This is a genomic window from Kribbella sp. NPDC056951 (assembly GCF_042674205.1).
Taxonomy (GTDB): Bacteria; Actinomycetota; Actinomycetes; order Propionibacteriales; family Kribbellaceae; genus Kribbella; species Kribbella yunnanensis.
This window is the reverse complement of the sequence record NZ_JBHUQZ010000003.1, coordinates 1,045,131-1,065,749: the sequence shown is the minus strand read 5'-3', so window position 1 is coordinate 1,065,749 and position 20,619 is coordinate 1,045,131. Positions and strand designations below refer to the sequence as shown.

Annotated in this window: 22 protein-coding genes; 9 read left to right on the top strand and 13 right to left on the bottom strand. The window is 66.9% G+C overall.

From position 1 onward, the window contains the following. Positions 1–112: 112 nt before the first annotated feature. From ACFTSF_RS18095 to ACFTSF_RS18080, 4 genes are all read right to left on the bottom strand, one after another. Positions 113–2,236, bottom strand: a complete 2,124-nt coding sequence (locus tag ACFTSF_RS18095) for a hypothetical protein (protein WP_380154814.1) — start codon at positions 2,234–2,236, stop codon at positions 113–115. Then, positions 2,233–3,750: a family 43 glycosylhydrolase gene (locus ACFTSF_RS18090; RefSeq protein ID WP_380154813.1), complete on the bottom strand. Its 1,518-nt coding sequence runs from the start codon at positions 3,748–3,750 to the stop codon at positions 2,233–2,235. The genes ACFTSF_RS18095 and ACFTSF_RS18090 overlap by 4 nt, the downstream gene beginning before the upstream one ends. Positions 3,751–3,832: 82 nt before the next feature. Continuing rightward, a complete protein-coding gene (locus ACFTSF_RS18085) occupies positions 3,833–4,900 on the bottom strand; it encodes a hypothetical protein (protein WP_380154812.1) in 1,068 nt (355 codons plus the stop codon). Next, positions 4,897–5,412 carry an RNA polymerase sigma factor gene (locus ACFTSF_RS18080; protein WP_380154811.1) on the bottom strand — a complete coding sequence of 172 codons (516 nt, stop codon included), beginning with the start codon at positions 5,410–5,412 and terminating at the stop codon, positions 4,897–4,899. Before ACFTSF_RS18080 ends, ACFTSF_RS18085 begins: the two co-directional genes overlap by 4 nt. 193 nt (positions 5,413–5,605) lie before the next feature. On the opposite strand from ACFTSF_RS18080, the gene ACFTSF_RS18075 reads away from it, so the two are divergent. Further along, positions 5,606–6,433, top strand: a complete 828-nt coding sequence (locus ACFTSF_RS18075; protein WP_380154810.1) for a hypothetical protein — start codon at positions 5,606–5,608, stop codon at positions 6,431–6,433. Beyond that, positions 6,430–6,744 carry a hypothetical protein gene (locus ACFTSF_RS18070; RefSeq protein WP_380154809.1) on the top strand — a complete coding sequence of 105 codons (315 nt, stop codon included), beginning with the start codon at positions 6,430–6,432 and terminating at the stop codon, positions 6,742–6,744. Before ACFTSF_RS18075 ends, ACFTSF_RS18070 begins: the two co-directional genes overlap by 4 nt. Here the strand turns inward: ACFTSF_RS18070 and ACFTSF_RS18065 are convergent. The 7 genes from ACFTSF_RS18065 to ACFTSF_RS18035 form a co-directional block, all read right to left on the bottom strand. After that, the gene (locus ACFTSF_RS18065; RefSeq protein ID WP_380154808.1) at positions 6,737–7,696 is read right to left on the bottom strand and encodes an ATP-binding cassette domain-containing protein; all 960 of its coding nucleotides are present in this window, start codon (positions 7,694–7,696) and stop codon (positions 6,737–6,739) included. The genes ACFTSF_RS18070 and ACFTSF_RS18065 overlap by 8 nt on opposite strands. Before the next feature lie 2 nt (positions 7,697–7,698). Beyond that, the gene (locus tag ACFTSF_RS18060) at positions 7,699–8,514 is read right to left on the bottom strand and encodes an ABC transporter permease (protein ID WP_380154807.1); all 816 of its coding nucleotides are present in this window, start codon (positions 8,512–8,514) and stop codon (positions 7,699–7,701) included. Next, positions 8,507–9,304, bottom strand: coding sequence for an ABC transporter permease (locus tag ACFTSF_RS18055; protein ID WP_380154806.1), 798 nt, complete (start codon positions 9,302–9,304; stop codon positions 8,507–8,509). The genes ACFTSF_RS18060 and ACFTSF_RS18055 overlap by 8 nt, the downstream gene beginning before the upstream one ends. A gap of 320 nt (positions 9,305–9,624) precedes the next feature. Further along, positions 9,625–10,458, bottom strand: coding sequence for an alpha/beta fold hydrolase (locus ACFTSF_RS18050; protein WP_380154805.1), 834 nt, complete (start codon positions 10,456–10,458; stop codon positions 9,625–9,627). A gap of 603 nt (positions 10,459–11,061) precedes the next feature. After that, complete coding sequence (locus tag ACFTSF_RS18045) at positions 11,062–11,922, bottom strand: RecB family exonuclease (protein WP_380154804.1); 861 nt, start codon at positions 11,920–11,922, stop codon at positions 11,062–11,064. A gap of 13 nt (positions 11,923–11,935) precedes the next feature. Next, positions 11,936–12,553 carry a MarC family protein gene (locus tag ACFTSF_RS18040; RefSeq protein ID WP_344152094.1) on the bottom strand — a complete coding sequence of 206 codons (618 nt, stop codon included), beginning with the start codon at positions 12,551–12,553 and terminating at the stop codon, positions 11,936–11,938. Then, the gene (locus ACFTSF_RS18035) at positions 12,550–13,434 is read right to left on the bottom strand and encodes a PHP domain-containing protein (RefSeq protein ID WP_380154803.1); all 885 of its coding nucleotides are present in this window, start codon (positions 13,432–13,434) and stop codon (positions 12,550–12,552) included. Before ACFTSF_RS18035 ends, ACFTSF_RS18040 begins: the two co-directional genes overlap by 4 nt. Positions 13,435–13,535: 101 nt before the next feature. Here ACFTSF_RS18035 and ACFTSF_RS18030 point away from each other — a divergent pair, with 101 nt between their 5' ends. After that, positions 13,536–13,940: an NUDIX domain-containing protein gene (locus tag ACFTSF_RS18030; RefSeq protein ID WP_380154802.1), complete on the top strand. Its 405-nt coding sequence runs from the start codon at positions 13,536–13,538 to the stop codon at positions 13,938–13,940. Between the two features lie 42 nt (positions 13,941–13,982). Continuing rightward, positions 13,983–14,750, top strand: a complete 768-nt coding sequence (locus tag ACFTSF_RS18025) for a GNAT family N-acetyltransferase (RefSeq protein WP_380154801.1) — start codon at positions 13,983–13,985, stop codon at positions 14,748–14,750. 74 nt (positions 14,751–14,824) lie between these two features. Here ACFTSF_RS18025 and ACFTSF_RS18020 read toward each other — a convergent pair whose 3' ends face one another. After that, on the bottom strand, positions 14,825–15,235 hold the full coding sequence (locus ACFTSF_RS18020) for a DUF4267 domain-containing protein (protein WP_380154800.1): 411 nt from the start codon (positions 15,233–15,235) through the stop codon (positions 14,825–14,827). Positions 15,236–15,323: 88 nt separating this feature from the next. Between ACFTSF_RS18020 and ACFTSF_RS18015 the strand changes: the two genes are divergently transcribed. Beyond that, positions 15,324–15,878, top strand: coding sequence for a TetR/AcrR family transcriptional regulator (locus ACFTSF_RS18015; protein WP_380154799.1), 555 nt, complete (start codon positions 15,324–15,326; stop codon positions 15,876–15,878). Here ACFTSF_RS18015 and ACFTSF_RS18010 read toward each other — a convergent pair. Then, positions 15,875–16,450 carry a histidine phosphatase family protein gene (locus ACFTSF_RS18010; RefSeq protein ID WP_380154798.1) on the bottom strand — a complete coding sequence of 192 codons (576 nt, stop codon included), beginning with the start codon at positions 16,448–16,450 and terminating at the stop codon, positions 15,875–15,877. The genes ACFTSF_RS18015 and ACFTSF_RS18010 overlap by 4 nt on opposite strands. 93 nt (positions 16,451–16,543) lie before the next feature. On the opposite strand from ACFTSF_RS18010, the gene ACFTSF_RS18005 reads away from it, so the two are divergent. From ACFTSF_RS18005 to ACFTSF_RS17990, 4 genes are read left to right on the top strand one after another with little or no spacing between them, the layout of a single operon-like run. After that, a complete protein-coding gene (locus tag ACFTSF_RS18005) occupies positions 16,544–17,554 on the top strand; it encodes a LacI family DNA-binding transcriptional regulator (RefSeq protein WP_380154797.1) in 1,011 nt (336 codons plus the stop codon). 26 nt (positions 17,555–17,580) lie between these two features. After that, positions 17,581–18,864 (top strand): sugar ABC transporter substrate-binding protein, encoded by a 1,284-nt coding sequence (locus ACFTSF_RS18000; RefSeq protein ID WP_344152071.1) that lies wholly within the window; start codon positions 17,581–17,583, stop codon positions 18,862–18,864. Then, positions 18,864–19,799 (top strand): carbohydrate ABC transporter permease, encoded by a 936-nt coding sequence (locus ACFTSF_RS17995; protein ID WP_380154796.1) that lies wholly within the window; start codon positions 18,864–18,866, stop codon positions 19,797–19,799. The genes ACFTSF_RS18000 and ACFTSF_RS17995 overlap by 1 nt, the downstream gene beginning before the upstream one ends. Next, positions 19,799–20,611 carry a carbohydrate ABC transporter permease gene (locus tag ACFTSF_RS17990; protein WP_380154795.1) on the top strand — a complete coding sequence of 271 codons (813 nt, stop codon included), beginning with the start codon at positions 19,799–19,801 and terminating at the stop codon, positions 20,609–20,611. The genes ACFTSF_RS17995 and ACFTSF_RS17990 overlap by 1 nt, the downstream gene beginning before the upstream one ends. Positions 20,612–20,619: the final 8 nt, after the last annotated feature.

Below are 20,619 nucleotides of genomic sequence, written 5' to 3'. Positions count from 1 at the left end.
CGACTGTCTCCTCAGGAGGGCGGCGGTGATGAGACTCCGTCAGGAGAGTCTCATCATCACCCGGGAAATCGATATCCTTACGACGTCCGTCAAATGGTCACGTCCGGAATCGTCAGCCAGCGGTCAGAACTTGCGCCTTCATACCCGCGTGCGGACTGAAGATCGTCCAGCCGGTAGCGCCCTGCTCGAAGTCGCCGTTCGTCACCGAGAGCCCGACCGCGTCGATCTCGTCGAACCCGACATCGATCATGTAGTCGCCGACGCCCTGCTGCTCACACAGCGCGACCTGCAGCACCACCGACGTCTCGCCGCGGACGAACTGAGTGATGTCCACCGCACCCCAGTTGCCCTGGCCGTTCATCCAGACCTTCGGCGCCTCGGCGGCATCAAGGTTGCTGAGCAGCTTCTTCTCCTTCGACGTCACGATCGTCACCTGCTTCAGGTGATACCCGAGCAGGTCGGCGGCGTACGCGTCGTAGTCCCACCACGAGATCTCGTACCGCGGCGCGTTCGGGTCGACGGCCATCCGCTGCTCGGCCCAGACACAGGCACCCGCGTTGGTCGCCGATCGCTCCGGCACGAACAGACTCAACCGACCCTTGCCATACATCGCGCTGTTGCGGATCGCGCCAACCCCACCCGGCTGGTACGTCGTTCCCGTTCGGGGCAGGTCCGGCGGAATCGGGGCCGACGGAGTCGTCGGTACGGCGGGTTGCGGCTGACCGCCGAACGCGGCCGCGATCACGTCGTACACGTCCTTGGCCTGGTGCGGGGTGACCTTGTCGATCGTGCCGTGGATGATCGGGCTCTGCTGCTTGAGCTGCCACCCACGAGTGGCCGGGTTGACGTCCTCGAAGCCGAAGTTGGCGATCGTGAAGCCGGTCGGGACCAGACTGTCGAAGCCGACGTCGATCGGGAAGTTCGCTGGAGCTTGGGCGTAGAGCTTGAGACTCAGCTTGGCGGTCGTCTTGCCGCGCAGTGCGGCAGTCAGGTCGACCGAGGCGGGCGCCCACGTGAACCCAAACTCGTCGGCGACATCCGATCGCCACACCACTTGGTCGTCGACCAGCACTTCCTTATACAGCTTGCCGGACTTGGCCGGCGTCCGGCTGACCTGGTCGTACGTTGCGAACCGCAGGTTGTAGCTGCCGGCCGCCGGATCGACCGTGACCTGTTGATAGGCCTCCGCGAATCCGCCTGCCGGCGCGGTCGTATAGATGCCTTGGGCAAAGCTCAAGCGGCCTTCACCGGTCTGGGCAAGGTTGTTCGAGGCAATCGTCGGTCGGCGGTCGTAGTTGACCGGGGCGCCGTAGGCAACGATCCCGCCGATGCGACCATCAGCGGCGTACGGCATCGCCACCTTGAGGGACTCCGCGACGTACTCGGGGCTTGGCGGCAGCGCAGCATCGAGGAAGCGGTCTGTGTAGAGCAGCAGGATCAGATCGAGGTGTAGCGGGTTCAACTTCCCGAGCAGCTCGTCCATCTGCGCGGCGAGGAAACGCGGATCCGTGGTGCTCTGCGCACCGCCGAGGTACGGGAACAGGACGCCGTCGATGTACGGCGCGAGTTTCTCGAGGTGATCGGCGGTGTAGTCCCAGTGGTACATCGTGGTCAGGAACCCGAGGTTCGGGTTGATCGCGTCCTGGGTCGCCTTGATCTGCGCGAGGTACGGGCCAGTGAACAGGTCGCTGTTCCGCGCGATCAGGAAGTCGTCGATCTGCCAGGCCTTGATATTCGGGTACTGCAGCGAGAGCGTCGCGATGTTCCGCGCCCACGCGATGAAGTCGAGTTTGAACGGGCGCGAGCAGTAGCCCTCCAGGTACGGGCCTTCCGGACGATCGGCCTGGCACTCCGACGGCGGTACCAGGTCCAGCCAGACGTCGATCCCTGCGGCCCGCGCCAGCGGTGCGAACTCACTGCGCAGGTCGTCCCAGTCGGTCGGCGACTCCCAGATCCCGAACAGGTAGGTGTTCACGTTCATCGCCTTCAGCCGCTGGATCAGCTTGGGCGAGTCATAGTGATACCGGCCGTCTGCCCGCGGCTTGGCCTCGCGGGTCTCCGCGTCGACCGTGTTCCCGCCGGTCTTCGACGTCAGTACGCCGCCGGGCGGGATGATGCCCTTCGTCCTGGTCTTCACATCCGGGAACTGCTGCTCGGCCTTGGTCTCCTTCGCCATCGCCTGCTGCCCGCCGACAGCGAGTGCAGCCGCCGCGATCAGTGCCACCCAGCGCTTCATCCGACCTTCTCCAGCTTCCACTGCTGGCACGCGCCCTGCCAGTACGGCCAGACCCGGACGTCGGCCCCGGCCGCGGTCGAGCAGCCGTCCACGTCCAGCGTCTTGCCACCGATCTTCGAGATCACCTTGTAGTACCCGTTGCCGAGGGCATCGAGATACCACTCCTGGCAGTCACCACCCCAGTACGGCCACTGGATCACGTCGGCGTGGTTGGCACCCGAACACGCAGCCACATCGAGAGCCTTGCCGCTGTGAGCGGCCAGCAGCTTGTACGAACCGTCGCCGTTGTAGGTGACCTTCCACTGCTGGCAGGTACCGCCGTTCGCGGTCCAGACCTGCACATTCGCCGCATCGGCGGTCGAGCAGCTGGCAACTTCGAGCAGGTTGTTCGGGTTGTTCTTCGGCGACAACTTGTAGGTGCCATTGGCCACAATGTCGGCACCCGGATCACCGCTCGGCAGGGTGACCGTCTCCCACGAAGACTTCGGTACGCCGAGTTGCGGCTTGCCGGCGGCGTCGTACGTGACCTTGCCGACCCGTACGGCGCGACCCGCGCTGCAACTGCCGACCGGCGTACCGTTCGAGCTCGTCACGCCGTGGTAGACGATCCAGGTCTCCTTGCCGTCGGGCGAGGTGAAGAATCCGTGGTGACCGGTGCCGAAGACCCAGCCCGCGTCGTTGCGTTTGAAGACCGGTCCGCTGGACTTGGTCCACGACGATTGACTGAGGACATCGCTGCCGGTCAGCTCCAAGACGCCGAGCGAGTAGTCGGGCGACTCGCACGCGCTGGCGGAGTAGTAGATATAGACCTTGCCGTTGTGGATCAGCGAGACTGGGCCCTCGGTGACCTTGCGGCCGTTCTGCTCCCACGGCTGGTCTGGGGTGGTGAGCTGGGCCGGTGGGCCGCTGATCGTCCACGGGTTGCTCATCGGGGCGATGTACAGGTTCTGGCCGTTGGCGCGACCGCTCGACCACAGGTGGAACAGGCGGCCGTCCGGAAGCTTCATGACGCTGCCGTCGATCGAGTGGAAGTCGCCGGTGTCGAGCTTCGCCTTGAACGTGTACGGGCCCATCGGATGATCGGCTTCGAGGACGAACATCCGGTGCTTGGAGTCGTTGCCGTTGTCGGCGGTGTAGTACAGGTACCACTTGCCGTCGAACTGGTGGATCTCCGGCGCCCACAGGTTGCAGCACGCCTCACCGGCCGACGGCGTCCAGAGCGTCTGCTGGGGTGCGGACGCGAGGCCTGCCACCGAGGGGGCGGAGACGCCGACGAGGATGTCGCCGTGCGTGTACAGCAGGTGGTAATTGCCGTCGGCAAACACCATCCAGGGGTCGGCGGCGTTCTCCCGGACCGGGTTGCGGACCGTGTTCGGGCGGGCCGGCAGGACCTCGGCCGGCGCTTGGGCCAGCGGCTTCTCGACGGGCTGCGGAGCGGCGTCGCTGGTGATCGGCAAGAACGCCGAGAGCACCAGCGATGCCCCTACCACGAGTCCGGACAGCACTTTCGCCATACCTCACCCCTCGTGTCTTTGCGGACACGATGACACGGCGAGGACAGGTCCGTCCGGCCTTTCGATCCTGCTCGAAGAAGCCCTACGCCACGGGGAGAACCGCCGGCTCGATCCGCAGCTTGCCGAGACCGATCGGGGCCAGCGCCGCCTTCACCGCGTCTGTGTAGACGAGGAGCTGAACGTTCTCGCTGGCGCCGTCCATCGCCGTGTGCGACGAGGTGATGCCGAGGTCGTCGCGGTCCATCAGGCCGGCCAGCTTGCCGGAGAGCTGGTCGGCGTCACCGCGACTCAACTGGGCCGGGGCCACACAGAGGTTGCCCTTGTAGACCGCCTCGAACGCCTTCCGGAACGCCGCGCGATCACCGTGCGCGACACCGACGAAGATCACCACAGGCTTGGTGCGACCCTCGCCGTACGGGTGGTAGATCACCGGGCCGAAGGCCTGATCACGGTGCTTGTCGAGGAACTGGGTGACCTTCGGGTCGTCGAGGTTGCTCGGCTTGACCGGCCAGCCACCCTTCGGCGGCGGGCACGGGAGCGGCGGGGTCACTACGTTGGGCGGCGGAGTGGGCGCGGCCTGCTGCTGCACGGCGATGGTCCGGTTGGTCCAGATGCCGGTGAGCGTGGCGCGGCCGGTGCGAACGCCTTGGATGGTTTCGAGGTCGGTCAAAAGGTTGACGTTGACGCCGGTCAGCGCGACCTTGAGCCCGTCGGGACAGGTCGGCGCCGGCGCCTTGCCCGGCAAGTAGCCGATCGTCGGGATCGGGCGGTCCGGGCAGAAGACCGGGGCGACATTCGGCGCGGCGATGACCTGACCGCTGACTCGCACCTTGCTGCCGTCGCGGACCAGGAGGTCGTCGTTCGAACCGGTCGGCTCGTTCCGGTTGGCGAAGGACTGGACGGCCTCGGGCGTCGCGGGTGCTGGCGGCCCGCTCTGCGGCGTCGCCGGGGTGCCGTTGGGGAGCAGGCTCAGCGTCACCGCAGCCACCGCCACCACACTGGCCGCAGCCAACACCGGCACCCACCGCTGCGGTCGCCGGCTCGCACCGGTGATCCGCTCCAGATCCGGCTCCGGCGCCGACGGTTCATCGGCCCGCCACTGCGCACCGGCTCGCGTCAGCAGGTCGTCGATCTCGTCGATCGGTTTCATTCCCTGACCTCCAGCAACGTGCGCAAGCGAGCCCGCGCATCGGACAACGTGGACTTCACGGTGCCCTCGGAACACCCCATCACCGCGGCCGTGTCGGCCACCGACAGATCCGCGAAGTAAAAACAGTCGACCGCCAGCCGCTGCCGCGGCGGCAACTCCCCCAACGCCTGCCCGACATCGATCCGGCCCTCCACATCAGGCCGCACCCCCGGCACATCCTGCTCCTCCAGCACCCCCGCCGGCCGAACCCGCCGAGCCGCCTTCCGCGCCTGATCCGCCGTGATCGCCAGCAACCACGCCGAAGCGGTACCACGGCTCCCGTCGTACTGCCCCCGCTTGACCCAAGCCCGCGCCAACGCCTCCTGCACGATGTCGTCCCGGTCCGCCCCCACCCCCAACCGCCCCGCCAACCGAGCCATCGCCCCCACATGCGGCCGCACCCACGCAACAAAGCCAGGCCCATCCCCCGGCGGCCCCATCACCACCACGGCCTCACCCGTCATCGTCGGCATACCTGTTCTACCCCTCGAATCCCACTCAGGTTGGGTCCCAACCCACATTTTTCAACGACCCCACCACCCCCAAGTCACCCCCACCCCACCTTCGTAACCACCCCGAGTTATCCACAGATCCCCAAACCCACCCCACAGCCCCCCAAATCCTCCCTACCGTCGAAGGACGAGCCAATCGACCCCAGGGGGAGCGATGTCAGCCGGTCTGCGGGAGTTGCCGGAGCCAACCGACCTGCACGCCTGGGCAAGTGCGGCCCATGGACAGCTCGACTGGGGCGACCGGATTCCGGCCAAGGCCGAGATCGCGGCACAGTACGGCGAGGGCGCGACGGCCGAGAGCCTGCGCCTGCTCACCGCAGCAGCGCGTGCCGAATCCCGGATCACTGCCGCCGTCCTGACCGCGATCGGCTCGGAAGCAACGCCGTACCACCTCGCGAACCGGATGAAGTCTCCGCAATCCCTCGCCCGGAAGCTGGTCAGGTACCAAGACCTGTACAAGCGAACCGGTGGGCAGCCTGAGGACGTCCTTCGCTACACGGCCGCCGTGGAACACCCCGACGACCTCACCGCCGCCGCCGTCCGAACCATCGATCGCCTGACGGGTCAGCAGGCCGAGATGGAGGCTGCTCATCACTCCTATGTCGACGGGAGTCGCTACAAAGGCCTGCACACCTCCCTCCGCAGCTATGAGCAGCGCTACGAACTCCAGGTGCACTCGGCGGAGTCCATCCGAGTCAAAGAGCAGACCACCTCGCTGTACGAGATCGAGCGGGATCTCGACCAGCCGCGCGATGTGCGTGGTGCCGCCCGACGAGAGTGCATCGAACTGTCGCACGCGATGACTCAGCCCGCTGGAATCGACGAACTCACCGAGTTGGGCGGGATTCCGGTGCGCGCCATTAGCTACGGTAAGCAGGCCGCCAGGGCCAAGGGCTCCCAGTCCGCGGGTCAGTCACCGGCCAAAGACCAAGCGCAGTACCGGCAACCGAACCAGCAGCGACAGGATGGGATCACCCGATGACTCGATTGTTCTACATCAAGAACGGCGACGACGTGCTGTGGGTGGCCGCGTTGGTGGATGAGGACGTGTGGACCTACGTGGGCAACACGGGGAAGTTTCATCGCAACGACGGTGCCCGGCACGACTACTTCTTCTTGAACGAGTTGCAGTACGTCGACATCGGAATCGCCGAGGCACAGCGGGCGATCCGGGATGGGGTCGGACAGCTGGACGAGGTTGAGCTCGCGGATTCGCTGGAGCGATGGCGGGCGGACGAGAGCGCCATGCACCCCGAGGTTGTCTTTGCTTCGATGATCGCCGATCTCAGCTGAGGTCAGGGGTGGGGGTGTAGAGCTGGGTGATGATGGATTCGATGGTGGGTTCGGCGATGGTTAGGTCGGCTAGGGGGTAGGTGGCGGCTAGATGGGCTACCAGGGGGGCGGCGCTGGTGGTGGGGGGAAAAGTGAGGTGCTGGCGGGGGCCGTCGACTTTGGTGACGGTGGCGCCTGGGACGGTGATGGGTGGGAGGGAGGTGGCCAGGTCTACTACCAGGGTTCTGGGGGCGGACTGGCTGGCTCGGAGGGTGGGGAGGGTGCCGTCGAAGATCTGGCGGCCGTGGTCGATGACCATGACTCGGGTGCAGAGGGCTTCGATGTCGTCGAGGTCGTGGGTGGTGAGGATGACGGTGGTACGGCGTTCTGCGTTGACCTGGGCGAGGAATTCGCGGAGCCGGGCCTTGCTGATGACGTCCAGGCCGATGGTGGGTTCGTCCAGGTAGACGATTTCGGGGTCGTGGAGCAGAGCGGCGGCGATGTCGCCGCGCATGCGTTGGCCTAGGGACAGTTGACGGACGGGGACGTCTAGTAGGTCGCCGAGGTCGAGGAGTTCGACGAAGGTGGCGAGGTTTTCGCGGTGGCGGGCGATCGGGACGCCGTACATCTTCTGGAGGACGGCGAAGGAGTCCTTGAGGGGTAGGTCCCACCACAACGTGGTGCGTTGGCCGAAGACGACGCCGATGCGTTTGGCCAGTTTGAGGCGGTGGCGGGACGGGTCGACGCCGGCGACGCGGATGGTGCCGCCGCTGGGGACGAGGATGCCGGTGAGCATCTTGATGGTGGTCGACTTGCCGGCGCCGTTCGGGCCGATGTAGCCGACGACCTCGCCGGGTTCGACGGTGAAGGAGAGGCCGTCGACGGCGCGGACCTCGCGTCTGGTGCGGCGGAATCCTGTCCGTGACGTGACCGTGAAGGCTCGGGACACGTCGGTGAGTTCGATGACTGGCATGTTCAGCTCCCTGTACTGCGATAGCGACGAAGACCTGCGCGCCAGCCGAGGGCCGCGAGAGCGACCATGACCGCGGCGGCGAGCGGGGACAGCAGGCCGATCCAGGAGGGCAACCCCAGTGGGGGTTGCTTGTCCAGCACGAAGAGCACCGGATAGAAGTTCACGAACGCCAGCGGTACGACGAACGTGACCGCCCGGACGACGTCCTTTCCGAAGGCGGACAACGGGTACTGCGTCAACGTGCGACCGCCGTACGTGAAGGAGTTGGAGAGTTCGGCGGAATCGATCGCCACGAACTGGAATGCCGCTCCGAGCACGAAGAACGAGCCGAAGATCAGTGCGCCGGAGATCGTACTGACGACCATCATGGTGCCTTTGGCAACGGTCCAGTCGACGTCGAGCTGGGTCAGCGCGATCACCAGCACGGCCAACGCCTGCAGCACCCGGCCGACCTTGTCGAGGCGGAACTCGTCCGCGGCTGTCTGGATGACGGCCGGTACCGGCCGGACCAGGTAGGCGTCGAGCGAACCGCTCCGGATCCGCCGGCCGACTCGCTCAATCGAACCGGTGACGAGGTCGGCGATCCCCATCGTCAATGAGGACGTTGCGTACAGCAACGCCATCTCGGCCAGCGAGAACCCGCCGAACGCGTTGATATGACTGAACATCAGCAGTACGGCGAGGAAGTCGGTGATCGTGATCAGGATCCCGGTCACCATCAGCAGCGCGAACGACGCCGGGTAGGCGAGCGTGGATCGGATCCACATCCCGGCGAGCATCCAGTACTGGCCGGGGGCCTGCAGGATTCGCTCAACCACCTTGGATCACCACCTTGCGCATCGCCAGTTGGGTCACCAGTTGCCCGATCAGGAGCAGCACCAGGATCCAGCCGATCTGGAAGAGCAGCGCGCCGCCGATACCGCTCGGGTTGCGGCCGAGCCAGATGTCGATCGGCACCTGCAGTGTCGCCGCCCACGGTGTCGCCCGGACCACCTCACCGAACCAGCCCGGGAACACGACCAATGGCAGAACCGCGCCGGAGAAGAACAGCGACACGAGCATCGCGGCGGCCTCGGTTCCGCGGGAGTCGATGATCCAGAACCCCGAGAGCGCGACCAGGTACCGGATGCCGAAGCTGACCAGGATCGCGAACAACAGCCCGATCACCACGGCCAGCCAGGCCTCCGCCCGGGAGGGAAACTTCAGGTCGAACACCAGCGCCCCGACCAGCAACGGGATCCCGCCACGCACGATCAGCTGGAACATCGCCCGGCCGAGATCCATCGAAAGCCACCACAGCAACAGGTGCGTCGGCCGGTACAGGTCGACCGCGATCTCGCCGCTGCGAACCCGCTCGCCGAGTTCAACCGTCGTACTGGCACCGAACAGTCCGATCGGCAACAGCAGCCCCTGCTGTAACCAGACGAACGTCAGCGCATCGTTGACGTCGTACCCGCCGAGCCCCGGCCGCTCGTGCCACAACGTCAGATAGACACCGCACAGGATGAACCCGAACACCGAATTGGTGAACGCACCGGAGACAGTCGCGATCCGGTACGTCGCAAAGCGCCGGAACGACCGCACTGCGATCGCCCAATAGACGCCCACGGCAACCTCCTCTCACACATCGAGGTGGTGTCCGAGGGCCCAGCAGCACGCAGAACTACCCCGAATCCATCAGGACCCGGGGGTTCGGACACCACTGTGGCAGGCATGGGTGACCCACGCCGTTCTGTCAAAGGAAAGGTGCCGACCGTACGACGCCCGCCGCGCAGCCGTCAACCGGGTTTGCGTCGGGAAGGACACGTAGTAGTCCCGCCGGAATCGTTTCCGACCGCCTCCACACGGCGTGTCGGGCCACTACTACGTGTCGTTGCCGACAGTGACCGGCCGGCCGGAGACCCCTCAGACTCCGGCCGGCCGGGGGATCATTCGGACTCGAGGACGCGAGCCAGGAGGGTGGCGAACGGCTCGGGGTGGGTCAGGTAGCCGGCGTGGCCGCCGGGGAAGGTGACGACGGGCCAGCCGAGGTCTTCGGCGATCTGCTGGATCGGGCGGCCCGGGAGGTACTCCATCGAGTCGGCTCCGGCGGCGGGGACCACGCTCGCGGCGGCCGCCTTCAGGGCTTCCAGGTCGGGCTGGTAGCGGGTGAACGGCAGCAGTTTGTGCTGGTAGAAGTTGGCCGCGTTGCCCTGGAAGCGCACGAACATCTCCAGGATCTCGGGCAGCATGTCCTCCGGCGCGGGCGGCTCGTCCTGGTCAGCACCGAGACCACGGCTGAACAGAACCTCGGCCGCGTCGACTCCATCGGTTTGATAGGTGTCGTAGACCTGCTCGAAGAACGCTCGGTGGTCGGCGGCGTCCGGCAGTACTTCGACGGCCGGGGGTTCATGCGCGACCAGGAGCCGAACCCGGTCGGGGTGGCGGCTGATCAGTTCGAGGCCGGTGATCGCGCCCGAACTGCTTCCGAACACGTACGCCGGTTCGCTCCCGCCGACCGCGTCGATGACGGCCAGCGCATCCTCGGCCGACTGGTCGACTCGCTCGTCGGACGGAGCACCGTCGTACGGGCTGCGTGAGCAACCGCGCGGGTCGTACGCGACCACCGTGTAGTCCGCGGCGAGCCGGCCGACGATCCCGTCGAAGATCCCGGCATCGGTCCCGCCACCGGCGATCAGCAGCAGCACCGGCCCCGATCCCGTCACCTCGTAGTGCAACGTCGCACCCGGCACAGCCAGCTTGTTCACCGTCTTGGTACCCATCGCAGGCAACCCCTCTCACTCGTTGCCTCACCCTCCCCCGCCCCGCTGGCACGCCACGCACACCGCGCTGGCATCCCCCGGCCGACAGGACGTATACGCCCACTGAACGCCCCCGGCCGCCCTACCGCAGCGTGACGACGAGACCCAGCACCCGTATACGTCCTGTCCGACGGAAGATCGGGGGCGGGTGAGACCGCACAGACCAGGCGAGGGCGGGGAGGTGTTGCCGCGCGGGCGGATTGTCGCTGGCGCGGGAGGGGGTGTTGCTGGCGCGGGCGGGGAGTTGTTGCCGCGCGGGCGGGTAGGCGTTGCCGACCCGGGCGGGGATGTCGCTGACGCGGGCGGGGAGTTGTTGCCGCGCGGGCGGGTAGGCGTTGCCGACCCGGGCGGGGATGTCGCTGACGCGGGCAGGTAGGCGTCGCCGACCCGGGCGGAGTGTCGCTAGCGCGGGCGGGGGTGTTGCTGGCGCCGGCGGGGTGCTGGCGCGGGCGGGGAGTTGTTGCCGCGCGGGCGGGTAGGCGTTGCCGACCCGGGCGGGGAGGTGTTGCTGCGGGCGGGGTGTTGGGGCGGGTGGGGGGAGAGGTGGTGGTGGGCGTGGGTGGGTTAGTCGAGGGCTTCGGTGGGTGGGAGGTCTTCTAGGCCGGCCCAGGGGTCTCGGGGCGGGGCTACTCGGCGGCCTTGGGGGCAGATGCGGGCGAAGTCGCACCAGCCGCAGAGGGCGGAGGGTTCGGGTGGGAAGGCTTCGTCGGCCTCGGCCGGGGTGAGGCCTTCGGCCCAGCGGGATTCGGCGGCGGCTGCGTCGTCGACGATCGATTCGGCGCGGCGTTGGTGGCGGGCCAGGGAGTCGTCGTCGTGGTCGGCGGCGGCGACCGTGTTCGTGGGGAGGTGATGGAGCTCGACGCGGGTGCAGGGGCGGTGCAGGACGCGGCGGGCGCCGAGCACGTAGAGGGCCATGGCGAGGGATGAGCGTGCATCGGTCGAGGTGAGTGGTCGGCGGCCGGTCTTGTAGTCGACGATCACCAGCTCGGTGCCGTCACCGGAACGCGCCGGTCGCTCGTCGATCCGGTCGATCCGACCGCGCAACGACGCGCGCGGCGTGGTGAAGGCGACTGTGCGTTCCACCCCGCGTGGTTCGTAGTACGGGTCGGATTCCCGCAGGTACCCGAGGACCATCTCGGTCGCCCGCTCCCGCCAGTCCAGCGACTGAACCTCGTCCCGGAAACCCTCGTCCCGCCAACCGGCCCGGATCCGGGCGACGACCTCGTCCGGTGTACGGCGGGAGGCCGGCCAGCGACCGAAGAAGTCCGCGAGCACCTCGTGGACGATGCCGCCGACCGTGTTGTGCGCCCACGCCGGACCCTTCGGTGGCCGCGGCCGCTCCAGGTACGTGTAACGGTACTTGCGTTTGCAGTCCGCGAACGTCATCAGCTTGGTCGGGGTCGCGACGAACAGTCGCGTCGGCATATCCGGAAGCACGTCACCCAGCCTTGATGAAGTCACTCACCGCGTCCGCCACCAGCTGGACGGCGATCGCACTCAGCAGCAGACCGGCGATCCGGGTCACCAGCAGTACGCCGTTCTCCCCCAGGATCCGCATGATGATGCCCGAGAACCGCAGGGTCAGCCACATGATCAGGTGGATCGCGATGATGCCGACCGAGATCGCAACGACATCCGGCAGTCGACCGTCCGCACGCTGCACGAACACCATGGTGGCGACGATCGCACCGGGCCCGGCCAGCAACGGCGTACCCAATGGGACGAAGGCGATGTTCACGTTCTTGGTCTGGACCGGGTCCTCGGCGGTATCGGTCAGCAGCTGCAACGCGATCAGCAGAAGCAGCAGACCGCCCGCACATTGCAGCGCAGGCAGCGTGATGCCGAGATGGGACAGGATCTGCTGACCGAACGCCGCGAACACGACAATCACGCCGAACGCGACCAGCACCGCCTGCCAGGCCGCTCGCTTGCGAACCGCGCGCGACTGCCCAGCGGTCAGCGAGATGAAGACCGGCACCGTGCCCGGCGGGTCCATGATCACGAACAGCGTGACGATGACCGAGCTGAGCAGACCGAGGTTGATGATGTCGTTCACGGCAGGTACGCCTCTGGAGCCTGTACGCCGACTGCCGCCGCCGCATTCGCCTTCGCAACCTCGAGCAGCCGCTCGAACTGTTCAGGCTCGGTCGTGTTCACACCGAGATCGTGGTCGATCTTGCCGGCCCCGTGATGGTCGCTCGAGCCGGTCCGGATGATGCCGAGGTCGTCGGCGATCCGGGTCAGCGCGGCCCGCGATTGCGGTGAGTGGTCCTGGTGGTCGACCTCGATCCCGGCCAGCCCGTGGTTGTCGACGAGCTGCGCGATCATGTCCTCGGTCATCACCTTGTAGCTGGACCGGCCCCACGGATGCGCGATCACCGGTACGCCGCCGGCCGCGCGGACGAGGTCGATCGCGTGCCCGGGCTCGATCGCGTAGTGCGACACGTGACCGGCCCGGCCGTCGGCGAGGAACCGGTCGAAGGCCTCGGTCCGGTTCGCGACGGTGCCGTTGGCAACGAGTGCGTCGGCGACATGCGGCCGCCCGACCGACGGCGTACCGGTCGCTTGGGCGAGCACCTCGTCGACGGTCAGCGCGACGCCGATGCTGTTGAGCCGGGCAACGATCGCCGGGATCCGGTCGGTGCGGCCGTCGCGGACCGTCCGGAGTTCGTCGGCCAGCTGCGCCGACGACGGATCCAGCAGGTACCCGAGCAGGTGCACGCTGATCCCGTTGAGCTTGCAGGAGATCTCGATCCCCGGCACGAACCCGATCCCGAGCCGCTCCGCCGCCCGCCGCCCCTCCACCCAGCCGTCGGCGGTGTCGTGGTCGGTGAGCGCGATCACGTCGAGCCCGGCCTGCCGGGCGTGACTGATCAGGTCGTCCACCGGGTCGGTGCCGTCCGAGCGGTTCGAGTGGGTGTGCAGATCGATGCGCACGAGCGGTCGGGATCCCTTCGTCGTACCTGATATGGACAAGTTCCACTGCAGATGCTATCCGTGATCACCCCCGGAACTCGCCGGTTGTCCTACCCTGGGCCATGGAATCGCAGCGCATCGACTGTGTGGGAGCACTCGTGTACGACGAGCAACACCGCCTGCTCGTGGTCCGCCGCGCCAACGAACCCGGCCGCGGCCTGTGGGCCCCACCCGGCGGACGCGTCGAACCGGGCGAGGACGACCCCACCGCCGTGGCCCGCGAAGTCGCCGAGGAAACCGGTCTCACGGTCGAGGTCGGTCGCCTGATCGGCGAGGTCGAACGCGAAGCCCCACAAGGCAATCTCTACGTCATCCGCGACTACGAGGCCACCCCCGTCGCCGGCACCCTCACCCCCGGCGACGACGCCGACGACGCCCGCTTCGTCACCCGCCCCGAACTCCTCGCCCTCCCCACCACCACCCTGCTGATTTCCACGTTGGACCAGTGGAACGCCCTCCCCAGCTGAAACCTGTGGCACCCGGTACGACGACTGCGTGACACTGCCTTGATGGACCTGGCGCAGGCGATCGAGGACAACACGGCCGAGCTACTGATGGCGATGGGCGCAGCCGGCGGTGGTTCTCAGCGCGACGATGCATCAGCCCGGTGGACGATCGGCGGCTCACCACTCGACTACCACAACGCGGTCGTCGCGGCTGCCGGTGATCTCGAGCAGGTCGTCGCCGAATCAGCAGCCGAGTTGCGAAGGTACGGCGTACCGGGCACCTGGCATGTCGGCCCGTCTCTGCGTTCACCCGAACTCACCAACCACCTCACGGCGGCTGGCTTCGCCCCCGATGGCAGCGAGCCCGGAATGGCCCTCCGCCTAGCCGACCTCCGCACCCCAACCGCCGTACCGGGCCTTGCTCTTGAGCGCGTCACCGACGATGCCGCTCTAGCGACCTGGGCTCACACACTCGCCCAAGGCTTTGGCGAAGGCGAGAAGGAAGCCCGCTGGGTCTCATCCATCTACCGCACCCTCGGCTACGCAGACCCCTGGCGCCACTACATCGCCACCCGCAACGGCACCCCCGTCGGCACCATCACCATCTACCTCACCGCCGCCGTAGCCGGCGTCTACTTCGTCATGACCGTCCCCGAAGCCCGCCGCCAAGGCATCGGCGCCGCCCTGACCCACGAAGCCCTAACCCAAGCCAACACCCAGTACGCCGTACTCACCTCCTCCAACGCCGGCCGATCCGTCTACGCCTCACTAGGCTTCCAAGACCACTGCACCGTCGACCTCTACACGCTCAGCCCACAAGCGGGGGCTTGAGCAAGAACCGGTGGGCGACCACAGGTCATTTCTTGTTCAAGCCCACCGTGGGGTCTCCACACCCCCGACAGCGGTCACGGGGTGGCGGTGGCCATCGGCGCAGCAGCGGTTTCGGGGGTGGCGGGGCGCTCGCGGAGGAGGAGGGTGGCGTCTAGGAGCATGACGGCGGCGGTTAGGGCGTGGACGAGGAGGGCGGTGGCTAGGGAGCCGCCGTGGGTGGTGACGATGATCGCGTCGGCGATGGGGACGATCGCGATGACGGCCAGGATGACGCCGGTGGGGCGGCGCTGGCCCAGGGCGAAGAGGGCGAGGACGACGAGGCCGAGGGCGATGTCGCGGATGCCTTTGACGGGGAAGAAGCCACCGGCGGCGGCGGTGATACCGAAGCCTGCGGCGGCGCCGGCTCCGTCGAACAGGAAGCGGGTGCCGAAGGTGAGCGGGAAGATGCCGATCAGGACGGTCAGGACGGTGGTGAAGCGGCGCATCGGATTCTCCAGTTTCTAGCAGTGCTAATTTTCCTAGCGACGCTAACATCGCGAGCGCTAGATTGTCTAGCAGTGCTAGCGTGAGCACATGCCTAGTCAGGATCGTCGGGAACGGGCCCTTGCGGAGCGGGGTGCGTTGATCGTGCGCGCGGCTCGTGAGCTTGCTGAGGCCGAGGGGTGGGATGCGGTCACCACGCGGCGGCTGGCGGAGGCGGTCGAGTACAGCCAGCCGGTGCTCTACAGCCACTTCAAGAACATGCAGGCGATCGTGACCGCCGTGGCACTCGACGGCATTGCTGAGTTGGCCGTCGTACTGCGGGATGGTCGCGAGGCGGGTGGGTTGCACGGGCTCGCCGAGGCTTATCTCGGGTACGCCGAGGCGCACCCCGCGGTCTACGCGGCGGTGTTCACGCGGCGGACGGATCTGGCGTTCGGGACGGCCGATAGCCCGGAGGTCCTGCGAATCACGTTCGGTGAGCTATACGCCGGAGTCGAGCCCTACGCGACCGGGGACGTGGAAACGCTCACCGAGGTGTTCTGGAGTGCGTTGCACGGTCAGGCGACTCTCAACCACGACCGGCGATTGCGGCCGGCGCAGCGCACCGACCGCGTCGAGCAGCTCGTCAGGCTCGTAACCGGTTAGCTGTTCCAGTGCAGGATGGCGGGGGAACCGCGGTCCCAGCCGAGGGTTGAGACGGTGGCGGTGTCGAGGACGAAGTGGCGGCCTTCAGTGGCGTCGAGTTCGAGCCAACGGGCGGCGAGGGCTCTTAGCGCGTGGGAGTGACCGAAGATCAGGGTGTCGCCGTCGGTGGCGGCAATGCGGGCCACGACGCGGTCCAGGCGGGTTGAGACGTCCTTGGCAGTTTCGCCGTTGGGCACAGGGTGAGCCCAGACTGTCCAGCCGGGGACGGTTTTGCGGATCTCGGCGGTGGTGATGCCTTCGTAGTCGCCGTAGTTCCATTCGGCCAGGTCGTCGTCGATCTCGGCGTCGGGGAATCCGGCCAGTTCGGCGGTACGGCGGGCTCGTTGGCGCGGTGAAGTCAGGACGAGATCGAAGGTCTCGTCGGCCAGCCGGTCCCGGAGTGAGGTGGCGATGCGCTCACCCTCGGGAGTCAGTGGCAGGTCGGTGACAGAGGTGTGGCGGCCGTTCTTACTCCACTCGGTCTCGCCGTGGCGTACCAGGAAGAGCCGGTCCTTACGTTCCGCAGTGGTCACGGATTCATCCTGCCAGACCCGCCCTCAGCCCTTGACCGTTTGAACGATCCACGGCAGGGTAACCAAAGTGTAAGCGCTTCCACTGGAGGTTCCATGGCGACCGGCAGGCCCGCGACGATCTACGATGTCGCGGCTCTCGCGAAGCTGTCGATCGCGACCGTTTCGCGTGTCCTGCAAGGGACTGGGCCGGTTTCGGAGAAGGCGCGGGCTCGTGTCGGGCAGGCGGCGGCTGAGCTGAACTACGTGCCGTTGCGGGCCGCGCGCAGTCTTGCGGTGCAACGACATGAGGCGCATGGACTCGTGCTGCCGGATCTCAGCGGTCCGTTCTACGGCGACCTCCTGATGGGGTACGAGCGATGGGCCGGTGAGCACGGTCAGAGCGTCGTACTCACGGTGACGCACGGGAACGCGGATCCGCGCCGTACGGTGCGTGATCTGGCCGGGCGGGTCGACGGGATCGTTGTCCACGGCAACGCTCTGGACCTGGGCACGATCCAGGAGCTGCGCAAGGCCGGCGTACCGCTGGTGCTGGTCGCGCATCCGCCGGTCACGGGGTGCGACAGCGTTCGCACCGAGAGCCTGTCGAGTGCCGAGAAACTGACCGGGAGATTGCTGGACGCCGGGCGGAAGAACCTCGTGTTCGTTGGTGATCCGGCCAGCTCGTACGACGTTTCCGAGCGGTACGCCGGGTTTGCGAAGGCACACGAGTCGCGGGGCGAGGTGGCGCCGGAGCCGATCCGCGTCGAGCTGACCGAGGTCGCGGGACGCGGTGTCGCCGAAGACATGCTGCAGGGGGATCGACCCGGTGGGCTGGTGTGTGCGAACGACGAGTTGGGGTTGGCGGTGCTGACCACCTTGCGAGGCGGCGGGATCGACGTACCGAAGGACGTTGTGGTGACTGGGTGGGATGACGTGATGGCGGCTCGGTATGTGTCGCCGGGGTTGAGCACGGTACGGCAGCCGATGGCCGAGTTGGGGCAGTTGGCGGCGCAGCGGTTGCACGAGCGGGTGACTGGGGAGCGGACTCGCGCACGGAACGACGTACTCGCCACGGAGCTTGTCCTGCGGGACAGCTGTGGCACCTCGGGGGCAGAAGAGCAGTAATGCGGTAACCGAGTGAGGAGACAACCATGTTCACCCACAGCACCCGCCGCCGACTGGTGATCGGCTGCGCACTAGCGTTGACGCTGGCCGCCTGCGGCCGGTCGACCGATACGCCGGCGACGGGCGGTCAGGCGACCACGACCGTCAGCGACGGGCCCGCGACCGGAGACCTGACCATCTGGGCGATGGGTACCGAAGGCGAGAACCTGCCCAAGCTGATGGAACAGTTCCAGCAGGCCAATCCGGGTGCGAAGGTCACCGTCACCCCGATCCCCTGGGATGCCGCGCACAACAAGTTCACCACCGCGATCACCGCGCAGAGCCTGCCGGACGCCGCGATGGTCGGCAGCACCTGGATGGGTGAGTTCGCCGATCTCGGCGCTCTCGACCCGACCCCGCAAGGCTTCGACAACTCGTCATTCTTCCCGGGTGCGCTCGACACGACCAAGGTCAAGGACGTCCAGTACGGCGTTCCCTGGTACGTCGAGACGCGGCTCGTGTACTACCGCAAGGATCTGGCGAAGAAGGCCGGAATCACCACGCCGCCGACCGATTGGGCCGGACTGAAGGCGATGGCGAAGGCCATGAAGGACAAGGCCGGATCCAAGTGCGGGATCAACCTGCAGCCGGGTGGGACCGGGTCGTGGCAGACGGTGATGCCGTTCGCGTGGTCGGCCGGAGCCGAGATCACCTCCGACGACCAGAAGACGTTCACGTTGGATACGCCGCCGATGCAGGAGGGCTTGCAGTACTTCCAGAGCTTCTTCACCGACAAGGTCGCGTGCACCGACCTGCCGCCGAACCAGACCGAGGCGCAGTTCGTCAACGGTACGGCGCCGATGTTCATCTCCGGACCGTGGATGGCGGGCTCGGTGGCGAAGGCCGGCGGCGAGGCGATGAAGCCGAACATCGGCGTGTTCCAGCTGCCGAAGAACAAGACCGCGACGTCGTTCGTCGGCGGCTCGAACTTCGTCGTCTTCAAGAACTCGAAGAACAAGGACAGCGCCTGGAAGCTGGTCAAGTGGCTGTCCGAGGAGAAGACGCAGGCGGCCTGGTACAAGCTGTCCACCGATCTGCCGGCCGTGAAGAGCGCCTGGCAGGACCCGAGTATCGCGAACGACCCGCTGCTCCCGGTCTTCGGCAAGCAGATGGAAGACGCCAAGGCGCCGCCGTCGATCGTGAACTGGGAGCAGGTCGCCGCCGCCTTCGACACCGAGATCGAAAAAATGGTCAAGGCCAACCAATCCCCCGCCGACACCGCCAAAGCCATCCAGACGAAGGCCAGTCAGATCGGCACCGGCGGTAGCTGATGGCAACGATCACCGAGCCCCGGGCGGTACGACGTACGCCGCCGCCCGAGGGCCGTCGGCGCGGACCGAGCCGGGAGACGCTCGCCGCCTGGATCCTCGTGTTGCCGTTCGTGGTGCTGTTCCTGGCGTTCACTGCGGGACCGGTGCTCGGGTCGCTCGGGATGAGTTTCACCGATATCAAGCAGCGGGATCTGCGGACGCCGTTCTCCGTCGAAAGCGTCGGGTTCGGCAACTACCTGAAGGCGTTGCAGGACGAGACGTTCCGTAAGGCGGCGTTCAACACGGCGTACTTCGTGGTGATCGGGGTGCCGTTGACCCTGGTGGTCGCGCTCGGCGCCGCCGTACTGCTGGATCGTGGGGTGAAGCGGTTCCAGGCGCTGTTCAAGGTCGGCTACTACCTGCCGGTGGTGACGTCGATCGTCGCGATCGCGGTGATCTGGCGGTTCGTACTGGCTCCTGATGCCGGTTTGCTGAACACCGTGCTCGGCTGGTTCGGCATCGACGGGCCGAACTGGCTGGCCTCGAAGACCTGGGCGATGCCGTCGCTGATCGCCATGGCGGTATGGCGCAACTTCGGGTCGGCGATGATCATCTTCCTGGCCGGGTTGCAGGGCATCCCGCAGTCGGTCGAGGAGGCCGGCCAGCTCGACGGTGCGGGCTCGTGGCAACGATTCCGGTACCTGATCGTTCCGTTGCTCAGGCCAACGATCCTGTTCACCAGTGTGACCACGGGGATCGGTTACCTGCAGTTCTTCGAAGAGCCGTTCGTGATGACCCAGGGTGGTCCGCTGAACAGCACGGTATCGGTGTCGATGTACACGTACCAGCAGTTCGGCTTCGGCAACTACGGTCTCGCGACGTCCATGGCTTACCTGTTGTTCGTGGTCATCGCGGTGATCACGTTCATCCAGTTCCGGCTGCTGAGGGAGAAGTGATGCGCCGTACCTGGTGGATCTATCTGATCGGAACCCTCGGCCTGATCGCGGTCGCGGCACCGTTCCTGTGGATGGTGCTCGGGAGCTTCAAGACGCAGGGCGAACTGCTCCGCGTCCCGCCGACCTGGCTGCCCTCGGACGCGACGACGGAGAACTACGAAGCCCTGTTCAGCAAGGCGCACTTCCCGCGGTACTTCCTGAACTCAGGTCTGGTCGCGCTGATCGTGACCGCGGGCAACCTGACCTTCTGCTCGATGATCGGCTACGCACTGGCCAAGCTTCAGTTCCGAGGCCGCAACGCGTTGTTCGTCGTGGTGATGGCGACGCTGATGATCCCGGGCATGGTCACGTTCGTCCCGCTGTTCGTCCTCGTCACCAACGCCGGGCTGGCCAACAGCTACCCCGGCCTGATCCTGCCGTTCCTGGTCTCGCCGTTCGGCGTGTTCCTGATGCGGCAGTTCTTCCTCGGACTCCCCGACGACCTGATCGACGCCGGCCGCGTCGACGGCAGCAGCGAGCTGGGCATCTTCGCCCGGATCATGCTCCCGCTGACCAGGCCCGCGCTCGCCACCCTCGGCATCCTCACCTTCCTCGGCTCCTGGAACAACTTCCTGTGGCCGCTGGTGATCGCCCAGACCGAGGACAAGTACACCCTTCCCGTTGCCCTGGCGCTGTACTCGACCGGCCAGAACGCGCAGAACTTCGGCCTGCTGATGGCCGGCGCGGTCGTGGTCGTCGTCCCGGTGCTGGTGATCTTCCTGGCCTTCCAGCGCCACGTCACCAAGGGCATCGCGATCACCGGACTCAAGTAGGAGGCAAG

Coding starts and splice junctions, on each gene's coding strand:
- ACFTSF_RS17995 (WP_380154796.1), top strand. CDS start 18,864: ATGGCAACGATCACCGAGCCCCGGGCGGTACGACGTACGCCGCCGCCC.
- ACFTSF_RS18030 (WP_380154802.1), top strand. CDS start 13,536: ATGGAATCGCAGCGCATCGACTGTGTGGGAGCACTCGTGTACGACGAG.
- ACFTSF_RS18085 (WP_380154812.1), bottom strand. CDS start 4,900: ATGAAACCGATCGACGAGATCGACGACCTGCTGACGCGAGCCGGTGCG.
- ACFTSF_RS18005 (WP_380154797.1), top strand. CDS start 16,544: ATGGCGACCGGCAGGCCCGCGACGATCTACGATGTCGCGGCTCTCGCG.
- ACFTSF_RS18025 (WP_380154801.1), top strand. CDS start 13,983: ATGGACCTGGCGCAGGCGATCGAGGACAACACGGCCGAGCTACTGATG.
- ACFTSF_RS18095 (WP_380154814.1), bottom strand. CDS start 2,236: ATGAAGCGCTGGGTGGCACTGATCGCGGCGGCTGCACTCGCTGTCGGC.
- ACFTSF_RS18070 (WP_380154809.1), top strand. CDS start 6,430: ATGACTCGATTGTTCTACATCAAGAACGGCGACGACGTGCTGTGGGTG.
- ACFTSF_RS18015 (WP_380154799.1), top strand. CDS start 15,324: ATGCCTAGTCAGGATCGTCGGGAACGGGCCCTTGCGGAGCGGGGTGCG.
- ACFTSF_RS18045 (WP_380154804.1), bottom strand. CDS start 11,922: ATGCCGACGCGACTGTTCGTCGCGACCCCGACCAAGCTGATGACGTTC.
- ACFTSF_RS17990 (WP_380154795.1), top strand. CDS start 19,799: ATGCGCCGTACCTGGTGGATCTATCTGATCGGAACCCTCGGCCTGATC.
- ACFTSF_RS18090 (WP_380154813.1), bottom strand. CDS start 3,750: ATGGCGAAAGTGCTGTCCGGACTCGTGGTAGGGGCATCGCTGGTGCTC.
- ACFTSF_RS18080 (WP_380154811.1), bottom strand. CDS start 5,412: ATGCCGACGATGACGGGTGAGGCCGTGGTGGTGATGGGGCCGCCGGGG.
- ACFTSF_RS18050 (WP_380154805.1), bottom strand. CDS start 10,458: ATGGGTACCAAGACGGTGAACAAGCTGGCTGTGCCGGGTGCGACGTTG.
- ACFTSF_RS18000 (WP_344152071.1), top strand. CDS start 17,581: ATGTTCACCCACAGCACCCGCCGCCGACTGGTGATCGGCTGCGCACTA.
- ACFTSF_RS18065 (WP_380154808.1), bottom strand. CDS start 7,696: ATGCCAGTCATCGAACTCACCGACGTGTCCCGAGCCTTCACGGTCACG.
- ACFTSF_RS18075 (WP_380154810.1), top strand. CDS start 5,606: ATGTCAGCCGGTCTGCGGGAGTTGCCGGAGCCAACCGACCTGCACGCC.
- ACFTSF_RS18020 (WP_380154800.1), bottom strand. CDS start 15,235: ATGCGCCGCTTCACCACCGTCCTGACCGTCCTGATCGGCATCTTCCCG.